The organism is Janibacter sp. Y6 (assembly GCF_040900765.1).
In the GTDB taxonomy this organism is placed as follows: Bacteria; Actinomycetota; Actinomycetes; order Actinomycetales; family Dermatophilaceae; genus Marihabitans; species Marihabitans melonis.
Map to the genome: position 1 here is coordinate 182,189 of NZ_JAKLYZ010000005.1, position 22,938 is coordinate 205,126.

Below are 22,938 nucleotides of genomic sequence, written 5' to 3' on the forward strand. Positions count from 1 at the left end.
TGCAACGATCACGACGACACCGGATGATCATCCGGGCGGTCGAGTCCGGGGCGACCGTGTCCGTCGAGGCCCTCAGCGAGCTCACCGGCGCGTCCGCCGTCACCGTCCGCCGGGACCTCGCCCAGCTCGACGCGCAGGACGCGGTGCGGCGCGTGCGTGGCGGGGTCACCCGGGCGCACGCCCGGGGGGCGCCCATGCCCTTCGCCGTCCGACTCGACGAGGACCGCGACCGCAAGGCCGCCCTGGCCGCGGCGGCCGCATCCCTCGTCGAGGACGGCTCGTCCCTCGTGCTCGACAACGGCACGACCTGCTACGCCGTCGCGACGCACCTCGCCGGGCGCCCGGTGACGGCGCTGGCGCTGTCGTTGCACGCGGCCGCGGCGATGGCGACGCTGCCCGGCGCCTCGGTCGTCGTGCCCGGCGGTCCGGTCGAGAACGACACGCTCGCCTTCACCGGCCACCCCGCGGTGCGCGCCCTCGAGGACACGCACGTCGACGTCTCGATCATCGGCACGTGCTCCGCGCGCCCGAGCTTCGGGCTGACCTCGACGACCTACGAGGACGCCCAGGTCAAGCGGGCCTGCCTGGCCGCAGGCGCGCGCCGCGTCCTCGTCATCACCCCCGACAAGCTCTCCCGCACCTCGACCTTCCGCTTCGGCGAGATCGCCGACCTCACCGACCTCGTGACGACGACGGACGCCGACGGCGCGGCGCTCGCCCAGGTCCGCGCCGAAGGGGTGAGCGTCCACCTCGTCGAGACCGGCCCCGCCCCGCCGGCGCAGACGTGACGACGTCCCCACCCCGACCGGACACCCAGACTGACAAAACCCTGCTGGCTGCCTCTTGATGTGCCAGGACCCCTTCGAAAGGCACCTGGCACGACGAAGGGCAGCCAGCAGGGTTTTGTACGACCCCGGGCAGCACGAAGGCCCCCGGCCGGAGCCGGGGGCCTTCGTCGTGCTGTCCTGCGTGGAGCCGCCTGTCGGAGTCGAACCGACGACCTATTCATTACGAGTGAATCGCTCTAGCCGACTGAGCTAAGGCGGCAGGTGCGCCATGGGATCGCCAGGACGCGAGTGCGAGTATACGGACGGCCCCCGGCCGCGCGAAATCAGGAGCAGGTGATGTCCTGCTCAGGGAGCTCGCCCGTGAGCCAGAAGTCGTCGACGGCCGAGTCCACGCACGAGTTCTGCCGCATGTACGCGGTGTGCCCGTCGCCCTCGTGGGTGACGAGACGGCTCTCGTCGAGCTGGTCGTGGAGCCGCTGCGCCCACGCGTACGGCGTCGCCGGGTCACGGGTCGTGCCGATGACGAGGATCGGGGCGGCTCCCTTCGCCGAGATCGTGTGCGGCTCGACGACCGGCTCGTAGGGCCAGCTCGCGCACGGGCCGGACCCGCCGGCGATGACCTCTCCCCAGATCGGGGCGTCCTTCTTCGCCTGCTCGATCATCTGCTCGCGCTCGTCGCCCTCGGGCTCGGGGTGGTCGAGGCAGTTGACCGCGTAGATGACCTCCATGATGTTGCCGGCGTACTGCCCGTCGGGGTTGCGGTCGGCGTACTGGAAGGCGAGCTGCATGAGGTCCTTGCCGTCGCCGCCCTGCACCGCGACGAGCGCGTCGGTCAGCGTGCTCCACGCGCCCTGGTCGTACATCGCCTGGGCGATGCCGAGGCTGGCCCAACCCTCGGTGAGCTCGAGGTCACCGGCGCCGGGGATCGGGGACTCGTCGAGGTCGTCGAGGATGCCCTGCATCGTCTCGATCACCTCGTCCTCGGTGCTGCCGAGGGCGCAGTCGTCCTCGGCGCACGAGCGGGCCCATGCCCGCGTCGCGGTGTCGAAGCCCTTCGCCTGACCGATGTTCATCTCCGCCGTCGTGAGGTCGGGGGCCACGACGCCGTCGAGGACGAAGCGGCCGACCTTGTCGGGGAAGAGCTCGGCGTATGTCGCACCGAGGTAGGTGCCGTACGACTTGCCGAGGTAGGTCAGCTGGCTCTCGCCGAGCGCGGCCCGCAGCACGTCCATGTCACGAGCCGCCTCGGGGGTCGACACGTGCGGGGCCACGGTCCCGGACTTCTGCTCGCAGCCCTGGCCCATGGCCTTGCCCGAGTCGACGAGGGCCTGCTCCTCGGCGGCGTCGTCCGGCGTCGGGTCCTGACCGAGGAAGTCGTCGAGCGCGCTGTCGTCGAGGCAGTCGACCGGCGCCGAGCGCCCCACGCCACGCGGGTCGAAGCCGACGACGTCGAAGCGGTCGCGCACGTCGCCGCTGACGACGTAGTCGGCATAGCTGGCGTACTCGGTGCCCGACCCGCCGGGACCGCCCGGGTTGACGACGAGGCTGCCCTGCTTCTTGCGCTTCGCCGCCACCTTGAGCACCGCGATCTTCAGCGTCTCGCCCTCGGGGTCCTCGTAGTCGACGGGCACCTCGAGCTCGGCGCACTCCCCCTCGGCCCCGCCCTCGCAGTCGCCCCACGACAGGTCCTGCTCGTAGTAGCGCGCGAGGTCCTCCTGCCCCTGCGGCGGCACGGTCGCGCTCGGGTCGGCCGCCGTGGGCTCGTCCTGGCCGGGCAGGAAGGAGCAGCCCGACAGGAGCAGCGCGGACGCGGCGCCCGTGGCGACGAGACGGGCGAGGAGGGGGCGGCTCATGCGAGCACGCTACCTAAGGCAGCGTGAGGTCGATCGCCATGGCCTCGAGCGCGAGGAGGGGCGCGACGTTGGCCTCGATCCGCCGGCGGGCGACGCCGATCGCGTCCATCGCGAGGAGCAGCCGCTCGGCGCTCAGCGCGCGCGCGACGTCCTCGACGACCTCGCGCGAGTCCTCGTTGACGAGCGCGACGGCCTCGCCGGTGCGCAGGACGAGCGCGTCGCGGTAGACCGAGAGGAGGTCGGTGAGCGAGCGGTCGATCATGTCGCGGGTGAAGCGGGTGGCTCGCGTCTTCTGCGACTTCTCCAGACCGGAGATCTGCGAGCGGACGTGCGGGGGCTGGGTGCGCGCCCCCGCCTCGGCGCCCAGGGTGGCGAGCAGCTTGGCCTTCTCCTCGGCGTGCCGGTCGACGAGGACCTTGTCGCGCTCCTCCTCGGCGATGCGCACGAGGTCGGCGGCCGCCGAGACGGCGTCGGCGACCCCGCGGATCCGGGTCGTCAGCGAGATCGTGTCGTACCGGCGGGTCCGGGTGCCCTCGTCGGTCGCGAGCCGGCGAGCCATGCCGATGTGGCTCTGGGCGGCTCGGGCCGCGTGGACCGCGGCCTGGCGCTCGACGCCGTCGCGGCGCACGAGCAGGTCGGCGACGTCCTCGACCGACGGGGTGCGCAGACGGACGTGCCGGGCGCGCGAGCGCACGGTGACGAGCACGTCGTCGGTCGCCGGTGCGCACAGCAGCCACACGGTACGCGGCGTCGGCTCCTCGAGCGCCTTGAGCAGGGCGTTGCCGGACTGCTCGGTGAGCCGGTCGGCGTCCTCGACGAGGATGACCCGCCAGCGCCCGACCGACGGCGAGCGGCCGGCGAGCTGGACGAGCTCACGGGCCTGGGCGACACCGATCGACAGCGCCTCGGTGGCGAGCACGTCGACGTCGGCGTGGGTGCCGTCGAGCGCCGTGCGGCACTCGCGGCACTCCCCGCACCCGCCCGCGGCGCACATGAGCGCCCCGGCGAATGCTCGGGCGGCGACGGATCGCCCCGACCCGGGCGGCCCGGTGAAGAGCCAGGCGTGAGTCATCGCCGCGTCGTCGGAGACGGCCCGGCGCAGGACCTCGAGCGCCGGCTCCTGCCCGACGACGTCGCGCCACACCCCGGGCGCAGCCCCGGTCGTCACGCTCACGCCGTCACCAGCCCGTCGGCCAGCCCGCGCTGCTCGAGCGCGGCGAGCACCTCGCCGTGGACGTCCTGCGGGTCCTGCCCGCCGTCGACGACGACGTAGCGCTCGGGCTCCCCCTGCGCCATGGCGAGGAAGTGCGCGCGCACCGCCTCGTGGAAGGCATCGCCCTCTGACTCGAGCCGGTCGTGCACCTCGCCGCGTCGAGCCCTGCCCTGCTCGGCGGTGACGTCGACGACGACGGTGAGATCCGGCAGGAGGTCGCCGACGGCCCACATCTGCACGGCGTGGACCTCGTCGTGCCGCAGCTCGCGCCCGGCCCCCTGGTAGGCGACGGAGGAGTCGGTGTAGCGGTCGGTGACGACGACCTCGCCCCGCTCGAGGGCCGGACGGACCACCTCGGCGACGTGCTGGGCCTTGTCGGCGGCGAAGATCAGCGCCTCGGCACGGGCGGCCATGGCCGAGCCGTGGAGCACGAGGTCGCGCAGCTGGGAGCCGAGCGCCGTGCCCCCGGGCTGACGGGTCGTCACGACCTCCCGGCCGGCGGCACGCAGCGCCTCGGCGAGCAGCCCGACCTGCGTCGACTTGCCGGCCCCGTCTCCCCCTTCGAAGGCGATGAAGAGGCCAGGTCGGGTGGGGTCGCTCACCCGGCCGAGCCTAGGCCACGGGGCCGACGGCCCACGGATACCGTGGCGCCATGCCCTTCGCCGACACCACCGCCCGCTCGCTCGACCTGCTCGCCCACGACGCCCAGCGCGACGGGCGCGTGCCCGGGCTGGCCGCCGGGGTGGCGCGCGCCGGGCAGCTGCAGTGGTTCCGCGGCATCGGCACGACCGACCTCGAGCAGCCCGACGCGACGCCCGACGAGGACACGCAGTACCCCGTGGCGAGCAACAGCAAGACCTTCACCGCGGTCGCCGTCATGGCGCTGCGCGACGAGGGCCGGCTCGACCTCGACGACACGGTCGACGCGCACGTGCCCGGCAGCACCCACGAGCGGGTGACGATCCGCCAGCTCCTCTCGCACACCTCGGGGATGCAGCGCGAGCCCGTCGGCGGCGTCTTCGACACGATGGTCATGCCCGAGCGCGACGAGCTCGTCGCGGGCTGGAGCCAGGCCGAGCGCGTGGGTCGCCCGCACGACCGCTGGCACTACTCGAACCTCGGCTACTCGCTGCTCGGAGAGATCGTCGCCCGGCTCGACGGCTGCGAGTGGCACGAGGCGATCCAGCGCCGCATCCTCGACCCCCTCGAGATGCGCCGCACCTCGACGCGCGGCAGCGGCCGCCGGGCGAAGGGGTACTACGTGCCGCCCTTCACCGACGTGCCGCTGCCCGAGCCCGACTTCGACGCGAAGGCCCTCGACCCCGCCGGTGGCCTGCGCTCGACGGCCGCCGACCTGGCCCGCTGGGGCGGCTTCGTCGCCGACCCCGTCGAGGAGGTGCTCTCCCCCGACACGATGGAGGAGATGTGCCAGCCGCAGACGATGGCCGACCCCCGCGGCTGGACCCTCGCGTGGGGCCTGGGCTGGATCCTCCAGCGCCACGAGGGGCGCACGTGGGTCGGCCACACGGGCGGGTGGCCGGCTCGGTCACCGGGGTCTTCACCGAGCGCGAGAGCGCGACGACCGGCGTCGTCCTCATGAACAACACCGCCCCGGTCTCGCCCTCGGTGGCCGCGATCGGCATGGGCACCCGGGCGATCGAGCTCGAGCCGGTGGCTCCGGATGCGTGGGTGCCCGGCACGAGCGTGCCCGAGCAGCTCCTCCCGCTCCTCGGCCACTGGTTCTCCGAGGGCAGCGGCTTCGTCCTCTCCGTCCGCGAGGGGGCGCTCGAGGCGCAGGCCGTGGGCGCGCCGAAGGGGACCCCGCCCTCGGTCTTCGAGCCCGCCGGCGAGGACTCCTACCGGACCGTCTCGGGCCGCGAGCGCGGCGAGCGCCTGCACGTCCACCGCGACGCGTCGGGCGGCGTCAGCCACCTCACGTGGGCGACCTACCGCTTCACCCGCGAGCCCCTCGCCTTCGGGCAGTGGCTCTGACCGCTCGCCCGAGCGAGGCATGACGAAGGGGGCCGCGCGGACGGCCCCCTTCGCGCACGTGGCTCAGGCGAGGCGCTCGCGCAGCTCGCGCGCCAGGACCTTGCCGGTGGCGTTGCGCGGCAGCTCGTCGACGAGCACGACGTCGCGCGGCACGCAGTGGCGGGCCCGCTCGGCGCGCACCATGGCCCTGACCTCGTCGGCGTCGATCGAGTGACCGGGCCGCACGGCGACGAAGGCGGCCAGGCGCTGCCCGAAGTCGGGGTCGGGCACCCCGACGACCGCGACCTCGCGCACCGCCGGGTGCTGGACGAGGAGCGACTCGACCTCGCTGGGGTAGACGTTCTCGCCGCCGCTGACGATCATGTCGTCGTCTCGCCCGGCGACGAAGTAGAGCCCGTCGCGCACCGAGCCCATGTCACCGGTGGAGACGAGGCCGTGGAGGCGCTCCTTGGTGCGGCCGTCGGTGTAGCCGTCGAAGACGAGCTCGTTGCCGGCGAAGATCCGCCCCGTCTCCCCCGGCGTCACCTCGTGGCCGTCGTCGTCGAGGACGAGGACACGGGTGCCCAGCGGCGGGGTGCCGGCCGTGTCGGGGTCGCGGCGCAGGTCCTGCGGGGTCGCGATGCACACCCACGACGCCTCGGTCGACCCGTAGAGGTTGTAGAGGACGTCGCCGTACTCGTCCATGAAGGTCGTCGTGAAGCCGCTGGGGTAGGCCGACCCCGACGTCGCGACGACCCGCAGCCGCCGACGCTCGCGGGCCCCGGGGTCGGGCGGCAGCTCCATCATCCGCTGGAGCATCACCGGCACGGCGAACATCGCGTCGATGTCGTGCTCCTCAAGGGCGGCGCGGGCCGCCTGCGGGTCGAAGCGGCGCTGGAGGACGATCGTCGCCCGCATCGCGACGGATAGCTGCATCGCGGCGTAGCCCCACGTGTGGAAGAGCGGCGCGGAGACGAGGATGCGGTCGCGCGCCCGCAGCGGGATGCGCTCGATGATCGAGATGAGCGGGCCGAAGCCGCCCGGGGTCTTGCGGGCCGCCCCCTTCGGCGTCCCGGTCGTGCCCGAGGTGAGGATGATCGTGCGGCCACCGCGCGCCGGCGGACGAAGGGGGGCCGGCTGCGGCGTGCGCTCGACGAGCGCCTCCAGCTCGGACTCGCCGATCCGCTCGACCTCGGCGCCGAGCCCGGTGACGCACTCGGCGAGGTCGTCGTCGTGCACCACCCCCCGCACGTCCTGCTGGCCGGCGACGAGCGCGAGCTGCTGCGGGGGCAGGCCGGTGTTGCCGAGGACGACGTCGACCCCGATGGCGGCGGTCGCGCACATGACCTCGATCGCGCCGACGTGGTTGCGCGCCAGGAGGAGCAGCCGGTCGCCGGGCCCGTAGCCGCGGTCGAGCAGCACCGCGGCGACGCGCTCGGAGCGGGCGAGCAGCTCGGCGTAGGTCACCGCCCCACGACCCTCGTCGACGACCGCGACGACCTTCGGGCTGCGCGCGGCGGCCTGGCGCAGCTCGCCGGCGAGCCCGAACCCCCAGCGCCGCAGCGCCGCGAGCTGGCTCACCTGCTGGTGGGGCGGCCCCGGGGCGAGCATGCCGCGCCGGGCCATCGTGCTGACAACGGTCAGGGGGTTCATCGGTTCACCTTCGAGTCGACGACCCGGCCGACCTTACCGGCCGGTAGCCGGCTCACCCCCGCCCGTAGCGAGCATCACGCCTTCTTCGCGGTCGCCTTCGTGCGGGTCGACGTCTTCTTCGCGGCGGTCTTCTTCGTCGCCGCCTTCTTCGTCGTCGCCTTCTTCGTCGTCTTCTTGGCCGCCGACTTCTTGCGGGTCGTCGGCCCCTTCGCCCGCTTCTCCGCGAGCAGCTCGAAGGCGCGCTCCTGGGTGATCGTCTCGGGCTCGTCGTCGCGGCGCAGCGTCGCGTTCGTCTCGCCGTCGGTGACGTACGGGCCGAAGCGACCCTCCTTGACGACGACCTTCTTGCCGCTCGCCGGGTCCTCGGCGAACTCGCGCAGCGGGGGCTTCGCGGCCGCCCGGCCACGCTGCTTGGGCTGGGCGTAGATCGCCTCGGCCTCCGCGAGCGTGATGTCGAAGAGCTGCTGCTCGCTCGTCAGCGACCGGCTGTCCGTGCCCTTCTTGAGGTACGGGCCGTAGCGGCCGTTCTGCGCGGTGATCTCGACCTGCTGCTCCGAGGTCGAGCCGTCGTCGCCGGTGACCGTCTCGGTGACCGTGCCGACGACGCGCGGCAGCGAGAGCAGGCGAAGGGCGGTCGGCAGCTCGATCGTCGCGATGTCCATGTCGGCGAAGAGCGAGGCGGTGCGCGGCTTGACCTTCGCCTTGCCCTTGAGCTCGGCCTCCTCGTCGGTGAGGACCTCGGTGACGTACGGGCCGTAGCGCCCGGCCTTGGCGACGACGACGCGACCCGACTCGGGGTTCGTGCCGAGCTCGCGACCGTCCTCGGCGGACTGGGCGAGCAGCTCGCGACCCTTCTGCGGGGTCATCTCGTCGGGGGCGATGTCCTCGGGGACGTTCGCGCGCCGGGGCTTGTCCGCCTCGCCCTCGGGCAGGCTCGCGCCCTCGGCGACCTCGCCGGTGCTCGGGTCGACGCCCTGCGGCGCGACCTCCTCGACGTACGGGCCGTAGCGACCGACGCGCACGACGACGCCGTCGCCGATCTCGATCGTGCTGATCCCCTTCGCGTCGATCTCGCCGAGGTCCTCGACCATCTGCCGCAGGCCCTCGGCGTCGCCGTCGCCGTCGTAGAAGCGGGCGAGCCAGGCGACGCGGTCGGCCTGGCCGGCGGCGATCTGGTCGAGGTCCTCCTCCATCCGGGCGGTGAAGTCGTAGTCGACGAGACGGGGGAAGTGCACCTCCATGAGACGCGTCACGGCGAAGGCGAGCCACGTCGCGACGAGCGCGGAGCCGACCTTGCGCACGTAGCCGCGGTCCTGGATCGTCGCGACCGTCGCGGCGTACGTCGAGGGCCGGCCGATGCCGAGCTCCTCCATCCGCTTGACGAGGCTGGCCTCGGTGTAGCGCGGGGGCGGCGAGGTCTCGTGGCCGGCGGCGACGGCGTCGAGCACGTCGAGGGCGACGCCCTCGGACAGGCGGGGCAGACGACGCTCCTCGTCGTCCGCGGCGCCGCGGCTCTCGTCACGGCCCTCCTCGTAGGCGGCGAGGAAGCCCTTGAAGGTGATGACGGTGCCCGAAGCCGTGTACTCGGCGCTGCTGCCCGCGGGGCAGCCGGTGATGTCGGCGACGATCTTGATCGTCGCGGTCGACCCCTTCGCGTCGGCCATCTGCGAGGCGATGGTGCGCTTCCAGATGAGCTCGTAGAGGCGGAACTCGTCGCCGCGCAGCTCGCCCTGGACCTGGGCCGGGGTGCGGAAGCGGTCGCCGGCGGGGCGGATCGCCTCGTGCGCCTCCTGGGCTCCCTTCGCCTTCTTGCCGTAGACGCGGGGCGACTCGGGCACGTAGTCCGCGCCGTACATGTCACGCGCCTGGCCGCGGGCGGCGCTCACGGCCGACTGCGACAGGTTCGTGCTGTCGGTGCGCATGTAGGTGATGTAGCCGTTCTCGTACAGCCGCTGGGCCACGCGCATCGCCTCGCGGCTGCCCAGGCGCAGCTTGCGCGAGGCCTCCTGCTGCAGCGTCGAGGTGGTGAAGGGGGCGTACGGGCGGCGGGTGTACGGCTTCTCGCTCACCGAGGCCACGCTCGCGCTGGCGGCGCTCGTCGCGCTCGCGACGGCCGTCGCGGCAGCCTCGTCGAGGTGGACGACGTCGCTGCGGCGCAGCGTGCCGTCGTCGGCGAAGTCGCGACCGCTCGCGACGCGCGAGCCGTCGACCGCCGAGAGCCGCGCGGAGAAGTCCTCGCGCGAGCTCGTCGGGGTGAAGCTGCCGGTGACGTCCCAGTAGCTCGCGGAGCGGAAGGCCATCCGCTCGCGCTCGCGCTCGACGACGACGCGGGTCGCGACGCTCTGCACGCGGCCGGCGGACAAGCCCTGCTTGATCTTGCGCCACAGCACGGGGCTGATGTCGAAGCCGTAGAGACGGTCGAGGATGCGCCGCCCCTCCTGGGCGTCGACGAGGTCCATGTCGATGTCGCGGGTCGACTGCACCGCGCGCTGGATGGCCTCCTTGGTGATCTCGTGGAAGACCATCCGCTTGACGGGGACCTTGGGCTTGAGCGCCTCGAGGAGGTGCCACGCGATGGCCTCGCCCTCGCGGTCCTCGTCCGTGGCGAGGTAGAGGGTCTCGGCGTCCTTGAGCAGACGCTTGAGCTCGGTGACCTTCTTCTTCTTGTCCGCGTCGATGACGTAGTACGGCTCGAAGGAGCGGTCCTCGACGTTGACGCCGAAGCGGCCGAAGGGGCCCTTCTTCATGTCGGCGGGCAGCTCGCGAGGCTGCGGGATGTCGCGGATGTGACCGACGGAGGCCTCGACGACGTAGTCGGGGCCGAGGTAGCCGGCGATGGTCTTGGCCTTGGCCGGCGACTCGACGATGACGAGGTTGGGGGCGCTCATGGGGGACTCCTTGCCTCGCGCCCCGTGCCGCGGATTCGTCGCGGCTCTCGGCGGGGTGCGCGATCCGAACCGTAGCCCACGGCGGGGACGGGCCCGCAGCCGAGGTCACGGCGCGGAACAGGGTTGTTGCTTTAACTTGATGGATCAACTATCCTGGCCGTCATGACCGCTCCCGTCCTCTACCTCAGCCACGGCGCCCCTCCCCTGGCCGACGACGCCCGCTGGACCCAGCAGCTCGCCGACTGGTCCTCGAGCTTCACGAAGCCGACGAGCATCCTCATGATCTCGGCGCACTGGGAGGACGTGCCGGTGACGGTGAGCCCGACCCAGCGCCAGGTGCCGCTCACCTACGACTTCTACGGCTTCCCGCAGCACTACTACGAGGTCGAGTACGCGCCCCCGCTCGCCCCTGCTCTCGCCGACGAGGTGACCGGCCTGCTCGGCGGCCGTGGCCTGGAGGTGCGCCGCGACGAGACGCGCGGCCTCGACCACGGCGCGTACGTGCCGCTCGTGGAGATGTACCCCGATGCGGACGTCCCCGTGCTGCAGATGTCGATGCCGACCCTCGACCCGACGACCCTCTTCGAGATCGGGCGCACGCTCGCCCCCCTTCGCGACCAGGGCACGCTCGTCGTCGGCTCGGGCTTCACGACGCACAACCTGCGGTGGTTCAACCCCCGGGCCGGCGCCGACGCGCCCCCGCCGGCCGCCTCCGCCGAGTTCGACCACTGGGCCCAGGAGGCGGTCGAGACGCAGGACGTCGACGCCCTCGTCAACATGCTCGACGTCGCCCCGGCCGCCCACGAGGCGCACCCGCGCACCGAGCACTGGGCGCCGCTCTACCTCGCCCTCGGCGCCGCGCACGCCTCCGGCGCGACGGACGTCGAGAGCACGGTCGACGGCTTCTGGTACGGCCTGAGCAAGCGGTCCTTCACCTTCAGCTGAGCCGCCGCGGGCATGACGAAGGGGGACCCCGCCCGGGGTCCCCCTTCGCGCTGCCGGTCCGGCGGCCGGCTAGTGACCGCGCTGCTTACGCCGCGGCGCGGGTCGGGTCGGGTCGTCCCCGGCCGGCTCGACGTGCTCCGGCACGACGATCGGGCGCAGCCGCGCCCAGCTGATGAAGGCGATGCCGATCACGAGGAGGGCGAGCCCGGTCCAGAGGTTGGCGTTGATGCCACCCGTCTTCTCGAGCTCCTTGTCCCCGAAGATCCCCATGAGGGTGAGGATGAGGCCGTACAGCCCGAGCAGGGAGCCGATGAAGGTCCGGATGTCGAAGGCGCCGGCGGTCTTGCGGCCTGCGGTGTCTGCCATGACGATCAGCGCTCCTTAGAAGGCGAAGTTGAGGACGACGACGATGAGCAGCGCGATCCCGGCGAGCGGGACGGTGCGCTGGTAGAAGGGACGACCGGCCTCGTGCGGGTCGACGAGGTCCTCCTTCGGCGTCTCCGAGTAGACCAGGCCCTTGAGCTCGCTGGCCGGCTTGGGCTTGGTCACCATCGTCACCGCGACGCTGACGACGACGTCGACGACGAAGGCGGTGCTCGCGGCGGCGAAAGCCAGGCCCTGCCCCGGCAGCTCGAAGAGGGCGAGCATGTCGGGGTTGCCGCAGACCCACAGCGCGACGGCCGAAAGGGTGCCCGCGACGAGACCGGTCCAGCCGGCCGTCGGGGTCATCCGCTTCCAGAACATGCCGAGGATGAAGGTCGCGAAGAGCGGTGCGTTGAAGAACCCGAAGAGCGTCTGCAGGTAGTCCATGATGTTGGAGAAGCCACCCGCGATGGACGCCGTGAAGATCGCGATGATCGTCGCCGCGACGGTGGCCAGACGGCCGATCCGCAGGTAGTAGTCGTCGCTGCGGTCCTTGCGGACGTAGCGCTCCCAGATGTCGTAGCTGAAGACGGTGTTGAAGGCCGAGATGTTGGCCGCCATGCCGGCCATGAAGGCCGCGAGCAGACCCGCGATCGCCAGGCCGAGCAGACCGTTGGGCAGCACGTCGCGCATGAGGAGCAGGAGCGCGTCGTTGTACTTGACGTCGCCGCTCGCCCCACCGGTCGGTGTGCCGCCGTTCTTGAGGTCGATCATCTCGGTGACGAGCACCGCCGAGACCATGCCCGGGATGATGACGATGAAGGGGATGAACATCTTCGGGAAGGCGCCGATGATCGGCGTCTTGCGGGCCGAGGAGATCGAGTCCGAGGCGAGCGCGCGCTGCACCTCGACGAAGTTCGTCGTCCAGTAGCCGAAGGAGAGCACGAAGCCCAGGCCGAAGACGATGCCGATGACCGACAGGATCGGCGAGTCGAAGCCGGACAGCGCCTGGCCGGGCCACGAGTCGAGCTGCTGGCTCGCGGAGGCGACCCCGGCGTCGGACGGGGCGTTCTGCGCGGCCGCCGTGATCTTGTCGTTGAGCCCGCCCCAGCCGCCGACGCGGTGCAGGCCGATGAGGGTCAGCGGCAGCAGCGCGGCGACGATGACGAAGAACTGCAGGACCTCGTTGTAGATCGCCGCCGACAGCCCGCCGAGCGTGATGTAGGACAGGACGATCGCGGCCGCGACGATGAGCGCCACCCACAGCGGCCAGCCGAGCAGGGCCTGGACGATCGAGCCGAGCAGGTAGAGGTTGACGCCCGCGATGAGCAGCTGGGCCAGCGCGAAGGAGAAGGCGTTGACGACGTGCGCACCGGTGCCGAAGCGGCGGTACATGAACTCGGGGACCGAGCGGACCTTCGAGCCGTAGTAGAAGGGCATCATCACCACGCCGAGGAAGAGCATGGCGGGGACCGCGCCGACCCAGAAGTAGTGGAAGGTCGGCATGCCGATCTCGGCGCCGTTGGCCGACATGCCCATGATCTCGACGGCACCGAGGTTGGCCGAGATGAAGGCCAGGCCGGTCACCCAGGCCGGCAACGAGCGGCCCGAGAGGAAGAAGTCGACGGAGTCGCTCACCGAGCGACGGGCCATGATGCCGACGCCGAGGACGAAGGCGAAGTACAGGGCGACGAGCAGGTAGTCGACGGCGTTCGCGTCGATGAGGGTGTCTGCAGCCGGCGGCATGAGCGCCGGCAATGACGTCAGTGGCGGCGTCATGGGTCTCCTTCCAGGTCGCGTCCCCGGGGGGACGGCCCTGGCAACCTACGCCCATGTCCCGGCCCCGGCGACCGGGGAGTCCTCCCCAGTTACCGCGGGCCGGATCGTGGCTATCCTCGCCGCAGACCGGCCGCCGTGGTCGGTGACGAGACAGGGGTATGACAGCGATGACCAAGACGATGATGACCGCCGGCCTCGGTGCAATGCTCGCCCTCGGCCTCAGCGCCTGCGGCAGCAGCGACGGCCCGGAGGACGCGGTCGAGGAGTTCGCGAACGCCGCGGCGGACAAGGACTACGCGAAGGTCTGCGAGATGCTCGACCCCGAGTTCGTCAAGACCGTCGAGTCGGCCGGCGAGGGCGGCTGCGCCGAGACGATGAAGAAGTCGGTCGAGGAGGGCGGCGGCGGCGAGGAGCTCGTCGCCGACCCCGACAAGCTCGACATCGGCGACGCCACCGTCTCCGAGGACGGCAACAGCGCCACCGTGAAGACGACCTACGACGGCAAGGACAGCGACGTCAAGCTCATCAAGGTCGACGACGCCTGGAAGATCACGCTCGGCATGTGACCGACCGGTGGGCGTCGGCACCGCGGGTCACACCGCGGAGCCGGCGCCCACTGCTGCGTCCGGGTCGACCGCCCCGGAGAACTGCGCCGCGTAGAGCGCCGCGAAGGCGCCGCCGGCGGCGAGCAGCTCGGAGTGCGAGCCCTGCTCGACGATGCGCCCCTCCTCCATGACGAGGATGAGGTCGGCGTCGCGGATCGTCGAGAGCCGGTGGGCGATGACGAAGCTCGTCCGGTCGCTGCGCAGCGCGGCCATCGCCTGCTGCACGAGCAGCTCGGTGCGCGTGTCGACCGAGCTCGTCGCCTCGTCGAGGATGAGGAGCGAGGGCTGGGCGAGGAAGGCCCGCGCGATGGTGACGAGCTGGCGCTCCCCCGCGCTGAGGTTGCCGGCCTCGGCGTCGAGGACCGTGTCGTAGCCGTCGGGCAGCGCGTGCACGAAGCGGTCGACGAAGGTGGCCCGGGCCGCCTCGAGGACCTCGTCGTCGCTCGCCCCGGGACGCCCGTAGGCGATGTTCTCGCGGATGGTCCCGGCGAAGAGCCAGGTGTCCTGGAGCACCATCCCGATCCGGCTGCGCAGGCCCGTGCGCGTGAGATCGGTGATGTCGACGCCGTCGAGGGTGATCCGCCCGCCGTCGAGCTCGTAGAAGCGCAGGACGAGGTTGACGAGGGTCGTCTTGCCCGCGCCCGTGGGCCCGACGATGGCGACGGTCTGCCCCGGCTCGACGACGAGGTCGAGGTGCTCGATGAGCGGGGTGCCCAGGGTGTAGGAGAAGGACACGTCCTCGAAGGCGACCCGGCCGTGCGGGTCCTCGATGGTCGTCGGCGTCCGTGCCTCGGGCTCGTGCTCGGGCGCGTCGAGCACCGCGAAGACGCGCTCGGCGGACGCGACCCCGCTCTGCATGAGGTTGGCCATCGAGGCGACCTGGGTGAGCGGCTGGGTGAACTGGCGCGAGTACTGGATGAAGGCCTGCACGTCGCCCAGGCTCATCGTGCCGCTCGCCACCCGCAGCCCGCCGACGACGGCGATCGCGACGTAGTTGAGGTTCCCGATGAACATCATCGTCGGCATGATGACGCCGCTGATGAAGGAGGCCCGGAAGCTCGCGTGGTGCAGCTCGTCGTTCTTCACGGCGAAGTCGCGTGCCGACTGCTCCTGACGACCGAAGACCTTGACGAGCTCGTGCCCGGTGAAGGTCTCCTCGACGACGGCGTTGACCTCGCCCGTGCTCTTCCACTGCTGGACGAAGTGCCGCTGGCTGCGCTTGCCGATGGCGGCGGTGACGAGCATCGTCACCGGGATCGTCACGAGCGCGATGAGCGCGAGCAGCGGCGAGATCCACAGCATCATCGACACGACGGCGACGACGGTGAGCAGCGAGGTGAGCAGCTGGCTGAGGGTCTGCTGCAGGCTCTGCGCGACGTTGTCGATGTCGTTGGTCACCCGGCTCAGCAGCTCGCCGCGGGGCTGGCCGTCGAAGTACGGCAGCGGCAGCCGGTGCAGCTTGTCCTCGACGTCCTCGCGCAGCCGGTAGATCGTGCGGTTGACCGCCCCGGTGAGCAGCCGGCCCTGGACGAGCTGGAGCACCGCCGCCACGACGTAGATCGCGAGGACGCCGAGCAGCACCCGGCCGAGCGCTCCCGAGTCGACGCCCTGCCCGGGCACGACGTGGTCCATCGCGGCGAGCACGTCGGCGACGCGGTCCTCGCCGCGGGCCCGGAGCTGCTCGACGGCCTGCTCCTGGCTGACCCCGGCCGGGATCTGCCGCCCGAAGGACCCGGCGAAGACGAGGTCGGTCGCGCGGCCGAGGACCTTCGGCCCGATCGCGTTGAGCACGACGCTGCCCACGGCGAGGACGACGGTGGTCCACACGACGAGCCGCTCGGGACGCAGCAGCCCCAGGACCCTCCGGGCGCCCGCGACGAAGTCCTGCGAGGTGTCGGTCGGGACGCCGATCGCGGCGTGCGGGGGGCCGCCGCGGTGGGCCGACCCCGGTCCGCGCCGCTCCTTGGCCGCCCGCTCCTCCGCGGTGCCGAGCTCGCTCATGCTGCCTCCTGCGTCGCCTGCTGGCTCGAGACGATCTCTACGTACGTCGGGCACGACGCGAGCAGCTCGTCGTGCGTGCCCTGACCGACGACGACCCCGGCGTCGAGGACGACGATCGAGTCCGCGTCGACGATGCTCGACACGCGCTGCGCGACGACGAGGACGGTCGCCTCGCGGGTGACCGGGCGAAGGGCGGCGCGCAGGCGGGCGTCGGTCGCGACGTCGAGGGCCGAGAAGGAGTCGTCGAAGAGGTAGACCGACGGGCGGCGCACGAGCGCCCGGGCGATCGCCAGGCGCTGGCGCTGGCCGCCGCTGACGTTCGTGCCGCCCTGGGCGATCGGGGCGTCGAGGCCCTCGGGCATCGCCCGGACGAAGTCCTCCGCCTGCGCGACGCGCAGCGCCTGCCACAGCTCGTCGTCGGTGGCGTCGGGGTCGCCGTGCCGCAGGTTGCTCGCCACGGTGCCGGTGAAGAGGTAGGGGCGCTGGGGCACGAGGCCGAGCCGGCTCCACAGGTCCTCGGGGTCGGCGTCTCGCACGTCGACCCCGCCGACGAGCACCTGGCCCCCGGTGACGTCGTGCAACCGGGGCACCAGGCCGACGAGGGTCGTCTTGCCGGCGCCGGTCGAGCCGACGACCGCGGTCGTCGTACCGGGCCGGGCGACGACGCTGATCTCGCGCAGCACGGGCTCCTGCGCCCCCGGGTAGGCGAAGCTCACGCCGCGCAGCTCGACCCCGACCGGCCCGGCGGGCAGCGCCACCGGCTCGTCCGGGGCACGCACCGTCGGCTCGGTCTCGAGGACCTCGGTGATGCGCCCGGCCGAGACCGCGGCGCGCGGCACCATCATCGCCATGAAGGTCGCCATCATCACCGACATGAGGATCTGGATGAGGTAGGCCATGAAGGCGGTGAGCGCCCCGACCTGCATCTGACCGCTGTCGACCCGCATGGCGCCGAACCAGATGACGGCGACCGTCGAGGCGTTGAAGATCACCATGACGAGGGGGAAGGCGAGCGCCATGAGCCGCCCGACCGCGAGCGCCGTGCCGGTGTACGTCTCGTTGGCCCGGGCGAAGCGCTCGCGCTCGACGTCCTCGCGCACGAAGGCCCGCACGACCCGCACGCCGGTGATCTGCTCGCGCAGGATGCGGTTGACCGAGTCGACGGCCCGCTGCATCGCCTGGAAGTGCGGGATCATCCTCGCGATGATGACGCCGATCGCCGCGGCGAGCGCGGGCACGGCGACCGCGACGAGCCAGGACAGCCCGGCGTCCTCGCGCAGCGCCATGATGATGCCGCCGACCATCGTCAGCGGTGCCGTGACCATCATCGCCAGCGCCATGTAGACGACCTGCTGCACCTGGGTGACGTCGTTGGTGCTGCGGCTGATGAGCGTCGGCGCCCCGAAGCGCGAGAGCTCCTGGGCGGAGAAGGCGCCGACCCGGGCGAAGACCGAGGCCCGCACGTCACGCCCGAGCGAGGCCGCGGTCTGCGCGCCGATGCGGGTGGCCCCGATCGTCGCGACGACCTGGACGAGCGAGACGACGAGCATCGCCGTGCCGGCGGCGAGGATGAAACCGGTGTCGCCGACGGCGACGCCCTCGTCGATGATCCGGCCGTTGAGGCTCGGCAGGTAGAGCGAGGCGAGGGTGCCGGCGAGCTGGAGGCCGAGGAGGAGCACGAGCACCGCGGCGTAGGGCCGCAGGTGGGTGCGCACGAGGCGGACGAGCGTCACGAGGACCTCCGGGTGCCGTCGAGGACGACGTCGACGATCTCGGCCGCGTCGAGGCGCCGGGCCGACATCAGCGGGTGGACGCTCGACAGCGCGAGCAGCTGGAGCAGCCCGACGACCTCGTCGACGGGCTTGCGCAGGGCGCCGGCGTCGTCGCCGACGAGAGCGGTGAAGGCCGCGTCGAGGGCCGGGTCGCCCGGCCCGCGGTGCCGGGCCTTGTCCACCGGCGGCACGACACCGGCGTGGTGGAGGACGGAGATGAGCGCGACGACCTGCTCGACGTGGCGCTGCACGACGGCCACGCCGGCGACGAGCCGGTCGTCGAGCGGCAGCGACGGGTCGACCTCGCCGAGCTCGGCGACCGCTGCCGCCGGGTCGAGGACGGCCGTCGCGCAGGCCTGGACGAGCTCGTCCTTGCTGCCGAAGGCGCGGAAGAGCGTGCCCTCGGCGATGCCGGCCGCCTCGGCGACCTGCCGGGTCGTCAGACCCGGGCCGTGCTCGCGCAGCAGGGGGATGGCGACGTCGACGATGGCCGCCCGCCGGTCGTCGGGGCTCATCGCGGGGGCACGGGGGGTCACCCGGTCGACGATAGATGAGTGAGTGCTCACTCACAAGCGTCGAGCCCACGGCGGTCAGCGCACGAGCAGCCCGTCCGCCACCGCCTCGCGCACGAAGGGCACGACCTCCGCGCGCACCGCGTCGGGGTCGAGGTCGAGCAGCCCGGCGATCGCCCCCGCGGCGACCCCGGCGGTGAGCTCGCCGTCGCACACCGACACGAGCGCCGCGGTCACCGTGCTCAGCTGGATGACCCGCCCCAGACCGCCGCCCTGGCGCAGGACGATGACCGTCGGGTCCGCCTCGCCCGGCCGGGTGTGCCGCTCCTCGGTGACATCGGGCGGGCAGCTCCACGCGACGTCGAGGACGGCGGCGTCGTCGTGCTCGGCGAGCCAGGTGCGGGCCCGCATCCCGGCGAGCACCGACGCACCCATGGGCGTCGCGACGGGTCCGCGGTGGTCGACGAGGTCGCGGAAGGTCGGGCGCTCCCCCACCGGCCGCTGGAGGGTGATGACGCCGAAGCCGACCCGCTCGACCCCCCGGGCCGCGAAGTCCTCGAGCCAGGCCAGGCTCATCCCTTCGTGCTCGGGCGTGCCCGCACGCTGCCCGCCGTCGCGCGACCACGTCGCGGCGTACTCGGCGGGGTCCTGCTCCTCGCGCTGGACGACCCAGGCGTCGACGGGATGACCGGCCGCCTCGGCGGCGTCGAGCCAGCCACCGACGACGTCGCGCCAGTCCTGCCCCTCGCGCACCTCCCAGTTGCCGAGCAGCTGGGCCAGGCCCCCCGGCTCGAGGTGCGCGCCGAGGTCGCGCACGAGCGAGGCGACGACCTCGTCGCCGACGGCCCCGCCGTCGCGGTACTCGTAGAGCGGCACGTCGGCACGTCGGGGGGTGATGACGAAGGGCGGGTTGCTCACGACGAGGTCGAAGCGCTCCCCCGTCACCGGCTCGAGCATCGAGCCCGCCCGCAGGTCGAGGTCGAGCCCGGCGAGCGCGGCGTTGACCGCGGCGTACCCGAGGGCCCGCTGCGACAGGTCGGTCGCGACGACCTCGCCCACGTGGGTCGACAGGTGGAGCGACTGCACCCCGCAACCGGTGCCGAGGTCGAGGGCACGGCGCACGTCCGGCCGAGGGGTCCACGCGGCCAGGGTCGTCGACGCGCCACCGATGCCGAGGACGTGGTCGACGGGCAGCGAGGTCCCCAGCGCCGTCTCGCCGTGGTCGGACAGGACGTACCAGGTGCGGGTCTCGTCGCCGTAGGGGCGTACCTCGGCGGTCGAGCGCAGCGAGGTCCCGCTCTCCCGGGCCAGACCGAGCTCGACGAGACCGGCGGCGGTGAGGGTCGGCAGCAGCTCGTCGACCTCGGCGGGGTCGACCGGGTCGCCGAGGGTGAAGAGGCGCACGAAGGTCGCGAGCGGGCCGTCGACGTCGCGCAGCCGCCACCGGGCGGGCAGCGGGTCCTCGCGGTGCAGCGCGCCGGAGGCGACCGGCCCGAGCAGCTCCGTGAGAGCGTCCACGTCCAACCCCGCCTGGTCGAGGTCGGCGCGCAGCCGGCCGAGGAGCTCGAGGTCGAGGGCGGGCGCGGGGTGGTCGGGGGTCATCGGCGCGGCGGACGTCACGACGACCCAGCCTACGGGCGGGGCGGGCGCTCCCCCTTCGCCGCGGGACCGGGCGAAGGGGGGACCCGCTCAGGCCTGGGTGGGAGCGGCGTAGACCTCGCGGCCGTCGTCGTCCGGGGCGTCGTCGCCGGCGATGGCCAGGTCGCGCCGCTTGGTGATCATCAGCGCGACGACGATGATCGCCAGCGCGACCCCGGCGATGAGCAGGCGCGCCCACGTCATCGGCTCCTCGCGCACGGTGAGCACGACGATCGCGGGGGCGATGAGCACCGAGACGAGGTTCATCACCTTGATGAGGGGGTTGATCGCCGGGCCGGCGGTGTCCTTGAAGGGGTCGCCGACGGTGTCGCCGATGACGGCGGCCGCGTGGGCGTCGGAGCCCTTGCCGCCGTGGTGGCCGTCCTCGACGATCTTCTTCGCGTTGTCCCACGCCCCGCCGGAGTTGGCGAGGAAGACCGCCATGAGCGCTCCGCACGCGATGGCGCCGGCGAGGAAGCCGGCGAGCGCCCCGATGCCGAGGCCGAAGCCGACGACGACGGGGGTGAGGGCGGCGAGCAGGCCGGGGGTCGCGAGCTCGCGCAGCGAGTCCTTGGTGCAGATGTCGACGACCCGCGCGTACTCGGGCTTCTCCGTGCCCGCCATGATGCCGGGGTGCTCGCGGAACTGACGGCGCACCTCGAAGACGATGGCACCGGCGGCGCGGGTCACCGCGTTGATGGCCAGGCCGGAGAAGAGGAAGACGACCGCCGCGCCGAGGAGCAGCCCGACGAGCGTGTGGGGGCTGACGATCTCGGAGGCGGCACTGACGTTGAAGTCGTCGATGCTCTGCTGGATGCCGGGGATGGCGCCGGCGTCGATGGACCCTTGGGAGATCTCGTCGCCGAGCGCGGTCGCGGTGGTCTCCAGCTGAGCGCTCCAGGCGTCGGTGTAGGACCCGAAGAGAGCCGTGGCGGCGAAGACCGCGGTGGCGATGGCGATGCCCTTGGTGATCGCCTTCGTCGTGTTGCCGACGGCGTCGAGCTCGGTGAGCACCTGGGCGCCCTCCGCGTCGACGTCCCCCGACATCTCCGCGATGCCCTGGGCGTTGTCCGAGACCGGGCCGAAGGTGTCCATCGCGACGATCACGCCGACCGTCGTGAGGATGCCGCAGCCGGCGAGCGCGATGAAGAAGAGCGAGAGCGTCACCGACCCGCCGCCGAGGAGGAAGACGAGGTAGATGGCGATGGCCATCGTGGTGACCTTGTAGACCGCCGACTCGAGGCCGAGCCCGATGCCGGAGAGGACGACCGTCGCGGCGCCGGTGAGCGTCGTACGGGCGACGTCCTTCGTCGGACGCTTGTCGGTGCCGGTGTAGTAGCCGGTGAGCCACAGGATGACGGCGGCCAGGACGATGCCGAGGAGCACCGCGAGGAGCGCGGCGAGCCGGGGGTCTCCGGACATCGCGGCGATCTCCTGGTTGCGGCTCCCGAGCTCGGCGTAGCTGCTCGGCAGGTAGACGAAGGCGACGACCGCGGTGAGCACGGCGGAGATCGCGGCGGTGATGTAGAAGCTGCGGTTGATCGCCGCGAGGGCGTCGCCCCCGGGTGCCGCCCTGGTGATGAAGACGCCGAGCAGCGCGGTGAGGGCGCCGACGGCGGGGATGAGCAGCGGGAAGACGAGCCCGCTCTCGCCGAAGGCCGCCGAGCCGAGGATGAGGGCGGCGACGAGCATGACGGCGTAGGACTCGAAGAGATCCGCGGCCATGCCCGCGCAGTCGCCGACGTTGTCGCCCACGTTGTCGGCGATCGTCGCGGCGTTGCGCGGGTCGTCCTCGGGGATGCCGGCCTCGACCTTGCCGACGAGGTCGGCGCCGACGTCGGCGGCCTTGGTGAAGATGCCGCCGCCGACGCGCATGAACATCGCGAGGAGGGCCGCGCCGAAGCCGAAGCCCTCGAGGACCTTCGGGGCGTCACCCTGGTAGGCCATGACGACGACGGCCGCGCCGAGCAGACCGAGCCCGACGGTGAACATGCCGACGACGCCGCCGGTGCGGAAGGCGATCCGCATGCCCTCGTCGCGCCCGGAGGTCCGGGCGGCCTCGGCGACGCGGACGTTGGCCTTCACCGCCAGGGACATCCCGAGGTAGCCGATCGCGGCGGAGAAGCCGGCGCCGAGGAGGAAGAAGCCGGATCGACCCCAGCGCACCCCCGCGGAGTCCGCGGGCAGGGCGAGCAGGAGCACGAAGACGATGACGACGAAGACGCCGAGGGTGCGGAACTGCCGGCGCAGGTAGGCGTGGGCGCCCTCCTCGACGGCGGCACCGATCTCGCGCATGCGCTCGGTGCCGGGGTCGGCGGCGAGCACCTGGGAGCGGAAGACCAGCCCCATCGCGATGCACACGACGCCGATGAGGGCGACGCCGGCGGTCAGGTAGAGGTTGCCGCTCGACAGGTCGAGCGTGTCAGCTGCTACGGCGTAGGGGTAGACCGCCATCCCATCCTCCTCGATGGTTCGCGCGCACGAGCGCCCACCGGCTGAGGTGGGCGAGTGGCCGTCACCCTACTCCGAGGTCACCCCGTCGTCTCGGCAGCGGCGCGAGCCGCGTCGGCGGGGTCGCGGTAGAGCACGAAGACCTTGTCGAGACCGGTGATCTCGAAGACCCGGCGCACCCGCTCGGCGGTCGCGGCGATGGTCAGCGTGCCGCCCTCGCGGCGCAGGGTCTTCAGCCGGCCGACGACGACGCCGAGACCGGTCGAGTCCATGAAGCTCACGCCGGTCATGTCGATGGCGACGCTGCGGCTGCCGCCGAGGATGACCTGCTGGACCGCGTCGCGCAGCTGGGACGCGGTGGACACGTCGATCTCGCCGGTGCAGTGCACGACGACCGCTCCATTGCTGTTGCTGGTGCTGATCGTCAGAGCCACTGGTACCGCCTCCTGGCCAGGGCGCCCGGGCGGGCGCCTCACGTACGGACGTCTCCGCAGGTCGCGCGGGGT

18 protein-coding genes and 1 tRNA gene are annotated in these 22,938 nt (G+C 72.4%); 5 read left to right on the forward strand and 14 right to left on the reverse strand.

Going from position 1 to position 22,938, the window contains the following annotated elements; translation table 11 throughout:
* Positions 1-23 precede the first annotated feature (23 nt).
* Positions 24-788: a DeoR/GlpR family DNA-binding transcription regulator gene (locus L6241_RS13045; RefSeq protein ID WP_368246625.1), complete on the forward strand. Its 765-nt coding sequence runs from the start codon at positions 24-26 to the stop codon at positions 786-788.
* Positions 789-970: 182 nt separating this feature from the next.
* Here the strand turns inward: L6241_RS13045 and L6241_RS13050 are convergent.
* From L6241_RS13050 to tmk, 4 genes are all read right to left on the reverse strand, one after another.
* Positions 971-1,047 (reverse strand) — tRNA-Thr (locus L6241_RS13050).
* Positions 1,048-1,111: 64 nt separating this feature from the next.
* Entirely contained in the window at positions 1,112-2,641 is a 1,530-nt protein-coding gene (locus L6241_RS13055) for an alpha/beta hydrolase (RefSeq protein ID WP_368246626.1), read from the reverse strand.
* A 13-nt stretch (positions 2,642-2,654) separates the two neighbouring features.
* On the reverse strand, positions 2,655-3,815 hold the full coding sequence (locus L6241_RS13060; RefSeq protein WP_229300520.1) for a DNA polymerase III subunit delta': 1,161 nt from the start codon (positions 3,813-3,815) through the stop codon (positions 2,655-2,657).
* The gene (gene tmk / locus L6241_RS13065; RefSeq protein WP_123091325.1) at positions 3,812-4,456 is read right to left on the reverse strand and encodes a dTMP kinase; all 645 of its coding nucleotides are present in this window, start codon (positions 4,454-4,456) and stop codon (positions 3,812-3,814) included. Before tmk ends, L6241_RS13060 begins: the two co-directional genes overlap by 4 nt.
* A 50-nt stretch (positions 4,457-4,506) precedes the next feature.
* On the opposite strand from tmk, the gene L6241_RS13070 reads away from it, so the two are divergent.
* Both L6241_RS13070 and L6241_RS13075 read left to right on the forward strand, forming a co-directional pair.
* Entirely contained in the window at positions 4,507-5,454 is a 948-nt protein-coding gene (locus L6241_RS13070; RefSeq protein ID WP_368246627.1) for a serine hydrolase domain-containing protein, read from the forward strand.
* The gene (locus L6241_RS13075; RefSeq protein ID WP_368246628.1) at positions 5,367-5,846 is read left to right on the forward strand and encodes a hypothetical protein; all 480 of its coding nucleotides are present in this window, start codon (positions 5,367-5,369) and stop codon (positions 5,844-5,846) included. Before L6241_RS13070 ends, L6241_RS13075 begins: the two co-directional genes overlap by 88 nt.
* Before the next feature lie 63 nt (positions 5,847-5,909).
* Here L6241_RS13075 and L6241_RS13080 read toward each other — a convergent pair whose 3' ends face one another.
* Both L6241_RS13080 and topA read right to left on the reverse strand, forming a co-directional pair.
* Positions 5,910-7,478, reverse strand: coding sequence for an AMP-binding protein (locus tag L6241_RS13080; RefSeq protein WP_368246629.1), 1,569 nt, complete (start codon positions 7,476-7,478; stop codon positions 5,910-5,912).
* Between the two features lie 74 nt (positions 7,479-7,552).
* A complete protein-coding gene (gene topA / locus L6241_RS13085; protein ID WP_368246631.1) occupies positions 7,553-10,366 on the reverse strand; it encodes a type I DNA topoisomerase in 2,814 nt (937 codons plus the stop codon).
* A 162-nt stretch (positions 10,367-10,528) separates the two neighbouring features.
* On the opposite strand from topA, the gene L6241_RS13090 reads away from it, so the two are divergent.
* The gene (locus tag L6241_RS13090) at positions 10,529-11,311 is read left to right on the forward strand and encodes a dioxygenase (protein WP_368246632.1); all 783 of its coding nucleotides are present in this window, start codon (positions 10,529-10,531) and stop codon (positions 11,309-11,311) included.
* A 69-nt stretch (positions 11,312-11,380) separates the two neighbouring features.
* Here L6241_RS13090 and L6241_RS13095 read toward each other — a convergent pair whose 3' ends face one another.
* Together L6241_RS13095 and L6241_RS13100 are read right to left on the reverse strand one after the other, a co-directional pair.
* Complete coding sequence (locus tag L6241_RS13095) at positions 11,381-11,677, reverse strand: hypothetical protein (protein WP_252975134.1); 297 nt, start codon at positions 11,675-11,677, stop codon at positions 11,381-11,383.
* 15 nt (positions 11,678-11,692) lie between these two features.
* Entirely contained in the window at positions 11,693-13,453 is a 1,761-nt protein-coding gene (locus L6241_RS13100; RefSeq protein ID WP_229300508.1) for a sodium:solute symporter family protein, read from the reverse strand.
* A 158-nt stretch (positions 13,454-13,611) separates the two neighbouring features.
* Here L6241_RS13100 and L6241_RS13105 point away from each other — a divergent pair, with 158 nt between their 5' ends.
* A complete protein-coding gene (locus L6241_RS13105; RefSeq protein ID WP_368246633.1) occupies positions 13,612-14,019 on the forward strand; it encodes a DUF4878 domain-containing protein in 408 nt (135 codons plus the stop codon).
* Between the two features lie 27 nt (positions 14,020-14,046).
* Here L6241_RS13105 and L6241_RS13110 read toward each other — a convergent pair whose 3' ends face one another.
* The 6 genes from L6241_RS13110 to L6241_RS13135 all read right to left on the reverse strand — a co-directional run bounded on the left by L6241_RS13110 (position 14,047) and on the right by L6241_RS13135 (position 22,866).
* On the reverse strand, positions 14,047-16,059 hold the full coding sequence (locus L6241_RS13110; RefSeq protein WP_368246634.1) for an ABC transporter ATP-binding protein: 2,013 nt from the start codon (positions 16,057-16,059) through the stop codon (positions 14,047-14,049).
* Positions 16,056-17,792, reverse strand: a complete 1,737-nt coding sequence (locus L6241_RS13115; RefSeq protein ID WP_368246635.1) for an ABC transporter ATP-binding protein — start codon at positions 17,790-17,792, stop codon at positions 16,056-16,058. Before L6241_RS13115 ends, L6241_RS13110 begins: the two co-directional genes overlap by 4 nt.
* Entirely contained in the window at positions 17,789-18,367 is a 579-nt protein-coding gene (locus L6241_RS13120; protein ID WP_191680662.1) for a TetR/AcrR family transcriptional regulator, read from the reverse strand. The genes L6241_RS13115 and L6241_RS13120 overlap by 4 nt, the downstream gene beginning before the upstream one ends.
* Positions 18,368-18,421: 54 nt before the next feature.
* Positions 18,422-19,963 carry a methyltransferase gene (locus tag L6241_RS13125; RefSeq protein WP_368246636.1) on the reverse strand — a complete coding sequence of 514 codons (1,542 nt, stop codon included), beginning with the start codon at positions 19,961-19,963 and terminating at the stop codon, positions 18,422-18,424.
* A gap of 69 nt (positions 19,964-20,032) precedes the next feature.
* Positions 20,033-22,435 carry a sodium-translocating pyrophosphatase gene (locus tag L6241_RS13130; protein ID WP_368246637.1) on the reverse strand — a complete coding sequence of 801 codons (2,403 nt, stop codon included), beginning with the start codon at positions 22,433-22,435 and terminating at the stop codon, positions 20,033-20,035.
* Between the two features lie 77 nt (positions 22,436-22,512).
* Complete coding sequence (locus tag L6241_RS13135) at positions 22,513-22,866, reverse strand: STAS domain-containing protein (RefSeq protein ID WP_068272960.1); 354 nt, start codon at positions 22,864-22,866, stop codon at positions 22,513-22,515.
* Between the last annotated feature and the right edge of the window lie 72 nt (positions 22,867-22,938).

Coding starts and splice junctions, on each gene's coding strand:
- L6241_RS13100 (WP_229300508.1), bottom strand. CDS start 13,453: ATGACGCCGCCACTGACGTCATTGCCGGCGCTCATGCCGCCGGCTGCA.
- L6241_RS13110 (WP_368246634.1), bottom strand. CDS start 16,059: ATGAGCGAGCTCGGCACCGCGGAGGAGCGGGCGGCCAAGGAGCGGCGC.
- topA (WP_368246631.1), bottom strand. CDS start 10,366: ATGAGCGCCCCCAACCTCGTCATCGTCGAGTCGCCGGCCAAGGCCAAG.
- L6241_RS13130 (WP_368246637.1), bottom strand. CDS start 22,435: ATGGCGGTCTACCCCTACGCCGTAGCAGCTGACACGCTCGACCTGTCG.
- L6241_RS13045 (WP_368246625.1), top strand. CDS start 24: ATGATCATCCGGGCGGTCGAGTCCGGGGCGACCGTGTCCGTCGAGGCC.
- L6241_RS13080 (WP_368246629.1), bottom strand. CDS start 7,478: ATGAACCCCCTGACCGTTGTCAGCACGATGGCCCGGCGCGGCATGCTC.
- L6241_RS13105 (WP_368246633.1), top strand. CDS start 13,612: ATGACAGCGATGACCAAGACGATGATGACCGCCGGCCTCGGTGCAATG.
- L6241_RS13090 (WP_368246632.1), top strand. CDS start 10,529: ATGACCGCTCCCGTCCTCTACCTCAGCCACGGCGCCCCTCCCCTGGCC.
- L6241_RS13070 (WP_368246627.1), top strand. CDS start 4,507: ATGCCCTTCGCCGACACCACCGCCCGCTCGCTCGACCTGCTCGCCCAC.
- L6241_RS13095 (WP_252975134.1), bottom strand. CDS start 11,677: ATGGCAGACACCGCAGGCCGCAAGACCGCCGGCGCCTTCGACATCCGG.
- L6241_RS13055 (WP_368246626.1), bottom strand. CDS start 2,641: ATGAGCCGCCCCCTCCTCGCCCGTCTCGTCGCCACGGGCGCCGCGTCC.